The sequence below is a fragment of the Buttiauxella sp. S19-1 genome (assembly GCF_022134725.1).
Classification (GTDB): Bacteria; Pseudomonadota; Gammaproteobacteria; order Enterobacterales; family Enterobacteriaceae; genus Buttiauxella; species Buttiauxella ferragutiae.
This window is the reverse complement of record NZ_JAHWLU010000236.1, coordinates 1-1,726: the sequence shown is the minus strand read 5'-3', so window position 1 is coordinate 1,726 and position 1,726 is coordinate 1. Positions and strand designations below refer to the sequence as shown.

The following is a 1,726-nucleotide window of genomic DNA, read 5'->3' as shown; positions in this document are numbered from 1 at the left end:
GTCCATGATGGTATCCGGATGTAGTGTTTGAAAATTGAAAGCGCTGCTGTCTGTCATCCAGGCAACCGACTGTAAATACGGATAGTTGAGGATAACATTTCATCGCTGTCAAAGTGGCGCGGCTTACAAGCTTTTACTCTTTAATTACACCACGGGCACGTAACAATGCGGTCTTAAAGTCTTCTTCATAGTCTTTCTGAATGCCAGGAATAACAGCGTCTTTTGCCGAATCACGCATTTTCAGCTGATAAATAAGCACGTCATCAGTGAGATCGGTTAATTCACCGGTATAACCTGACTCTTTACTGAGTTTCTGCAAAAATTGAATCAAGTTGAGGTCTGGCTCTTTCTGCCATGCTGGCTGAAGTAGCTCGAGCAGTTCGTTAAGACGTTTGCATTTCATGATTGTGCTCCTTTCACATGCGAGATGTCACACGTTAGCAGGCTCAAACCCACATTAAAAGAGGCGATATTAGTGAGATGTTTAACGGAAGTTACTGGTGTGGTGCTGTCCGGAGGAAGAGCCACAAGAATGGGGGGTAACGATAAGGGACTAATATACTTCAATGGCCTACCATTATTTGAGCATGTCACCAGAAAGCTCACCTCTCAAGTCAGCAATGTGGTGATCAGTGCGAATAGAAATATCGAAATATATCAATCTATTGGATTACGCGTTTTCAGTGACACATTACCTGATTACCCAGGGCCATTGGCTGGAATGCTATCGGCAATGCAGAACCTCGAGAGCGAGTGGTTTTTGTTTTGTCCTTGCGATACACCCAACATTCCCGACGATCTGGCATGCAAACTTTGGGAGCAGAAAGGGGCTTCCCGTGCCGTGTGGGTAAATGATGGGGAACGTGACCATCCAACCATCGCTCTTATACATAAGAAACTCGCTGTATCCCTGGAAAACTATCTGGCTTCGGGAGAACGACGGGTAATGTTTTTTCTCCGAGAGTCTGGTGGGCACAGCGTTCGATTCCAGGATCAGATGAATAACTTCATCAACGTGAATTCACCTGAAGATCTCGCCCAATGGGAGCATAAATAGATGATTCCTCTACTCGCGATTGCCGCCTGGAGTGGCACAGGTAAAACAACGCTTCTTAAGAAACTGATCCCTTTACTCAATGAACGAGGGATCCGCCCTGGGTTAATCAAACATACTCATCATGATGTGGATGTCGATAAACCAGGAAAAGACAGTTACGAATTGCGGAAAGCTGGGGCGGACCAAACGATAGTAGCCAACAAGAATCGTTGGGCATTAATGACTGAAACACCTGAGCAAGAAGAACTGGATTTGCATTGGCTCGCCAGCAGAATGGATTCCAGCTCACTTCATTTGATATTGGTTGAAGGTTTTAAGCATGAAGAGATACCTAAGATCCTGCTTTACAGGGCAGGACTAACGCATAGCGTTGATGAGCTGAAAATAGATAGGAATGTTATTGCCATTTCGAGTGACGTACCGCTACCAAATGTGTCGCTTCCCGTACTGGATATCAACTCACCCATTCAGATTGCTGATTTTATTGCTGACTGGCTTAAGAAGTGAGTATTGCCTACGTTCTCGTGGGTATCTTTCTATAAATTGCAGACAGCAAAAAGCCCTGTACGTCAGTACAGGGCTTTTTGCTTAATTGGAGCCTGGCAGTTCCCTACTCTCGCATGGGGAGACCCCACACTACCATCGGCGCTACGGCGTTTCACTTCTGAG

The 1,726-nt window shown here is 45.6% G+C and carries 3 protein-coding genes; 2 read left to right on the top strand and 1 reads right to left on the bottom strand.

Annotated elements, in window-relative coordinates; genetic code table 11:
* Positions 1–133: 133 nt before the first annotated feature.
* Positions 134–403 carry a YihD family protein gene (locus MES37_RS24240; protein WP_064541894.1) on the bottom strand — a complete coding sequence of 90 codons (270 nt, stop codon included), beginning with the start codon at positions 401–403 and terminating at the stop codon, positions 134–136.
* A gap of 24 nt (positions 404–427) precedes the next feature.
* Between MES37_RS24240 and mobA the strand changes: the two genes are divergently transcribed.
* Together mobA and mobB are read left to right on the top strand one after the other, a co-directional pair.
* Complete coding sequence (mobA, locus tag MES37_RS24235; protein ID WP_273695284.1) at positions 428–1,057, top strand: molybdenum cofactor guanylyltransferase MobA; 630 nt, start codon at positions 428–430, stop codon at positions 1,055–1,057.
* Positions 1,058–1,564, top strand: a complete 507-nt coding sequence (gene mobB / locus MES37_RS24230; RefSeq protein WP_064541900.1) for a molybdopterin-guanine dinucleotide biosynthesis protein MobB — start codon at positions 1,058–1,060, stop codon at positions 1,562–1,564. It begins immediately after the preceding gene.
* The last annotated feature ends 162 nt before the right edge of the window (positions 1,565–1,726 follow it).